Raw genomic sequence first — 1,720 nt, 5'->3', positions numbered from 1 at the left:
CGGAAAATCTCAAATGACTAAACTTTCGGAATTCAAAAAAAATTCAACAATAATTTTCAAGAAAACTTTAATGGAAGAATACAAGGAAATGAACGGAAATGCGGAAGTGAAATTTGCAGGAAAAATTAATATTTCAAAATCTGAAAGTGGAATTACACCATATAAACACCAAGAAGATGCTTTTTATAATCTTCAAAAACAAATCATAAAAAGCGAAAAAAATCCATTTGCTGGGCTTTTAGTTTTACCAACAGGAGGCGGAAAAACACTAACTGCCTCGTGGTGGATTGCGAAAAACTTTCTTGACAAAAACAAAAAAGTGCTTTGGATTGCTCACAGACACGAACTTTTGGAGCAGGCAAAAGGAACTTTTACAAAAACTTTAGCTTATTCCGATATTTTCAAAGAAAAAGACAGTTTCAATTATCGAATTATTTCGGGAATTCACGACAAACCGATTAATATCAGAAAATCGGACGATATTATTTTTGCAAGCAAAGACAGTTTAAATGCAGGTTTAGAGCATTTGCTCAAAAATTGGATTCATGAAAATACAGACGAAGTTTTTTTAGTTATTGACGAAGCGCACCACGCAACAGCAAAAACTTACAGGAAATTAATTGAGAACATAAAACAAAATGTAAAAAAATTCAGACTTTTAGGACTAACTGCAACGCCAACAAGAACTGCAGAAAGCGAAAAAGGACTTTTGCAAAAGGTTTTTCCCGACGATATTATTTTCAAAATTGATTTGAAAACGCTTATCAGATTAGGAATTCTGTCTGAACCAATTTTTGAAGAAGTTGAAACAGGGCAAAATTTTATAGAAGACTTAACTGACCAACAAATTCAATTATTAAATACTTTTGATATTAATAGCATTGGGGAGCAAATTGCAGAAACCATTGCAAAAAACCGAGAAAGAAATTACAAAATAGTTGATAAATATGTTTCCGATAAGGAAAAATACAAACAAACTTTGATCTTTGCTTTGAATGTTGACAATGCGATTACACTTAATAAATTATTTCAAGAAAGAGGAGTAAAATCTGATTTCGTAATTTCAAATGTGAAAGATGCAATAACAGGAGTTACAAGTAATTTCACCAAAGAAAACAAGGAGAAAATTGAAAAATTTCGTCAAGGAAAATTAGAAGTCTTGATAAATGTAAATATTTTAACAGAAGGAACTGATGTTCCCAATGTTCAATCTGTATTTTTAACAAGACCAACAATTTCTACAATTTTAATGACACAAATGATTGGTCGAGGTTTGCGAGGTTTAAAAGCAGGTGGAACAAAAGAAGCGTATATCGTAAGTTTCGTTGACGATTGGCAAGATAAAATTGCTTGGATAAATCCCGAGAAATTATTTATTGAAGAAAATGTTGATTTCAATAACCAGGATAAAGAAACTAAAAAATCGCTTCTTCGTTTAGTCTCAATAAGCAAAATTGAAGAATTTGCGATTTTAACGAACAGCATAATTGACCCCGAAACAAAAAGCGAACTTGAAAAATTAGATTTTATCCAAAGAATTCCGAAAGGAATTTATCAATTTAGGTATTTGATAAAATCCGAAGGCGAAGAAATTGAGAGAAATTGCGAAATTTTGGTTTATGACAATATTGAAGATTCTTACAAAAAATTTGTAGAAACTCTTCCTTATTTTGTTTTGGACAACAAATTGGAAGAAAGAGAAAGTTTAGATGAAACAGAG

General features: G+C 31.0%; 1 protein-coding gene. It reads left to right on the top strand.

What is annotated here, in order from left to right; genetic code table 11:
- Positions 1–70: 70 nt before the first annotated feature.
- Positions 71–1,720, top strand: a 1,650-nt coding sequence (locus WBY99_RS03350) for a DEAD/DEAH box helicase (protein WP_423974923.1), incomplete at its 3' end; no start/stop codon positions are given.

The sequence above is a fragment of the Kaistella sp. genome (genome assembly GCF_049588135.1).
Classification (GTDB): domain Bacteria; phylum Bacteroidota; class Bacteroidia; order Flavobacteriales; family Weeksellaceae; genus Kaistella.
This window is presented reverse-complemented; position numbering and strand designations above follow the sequence as displayed.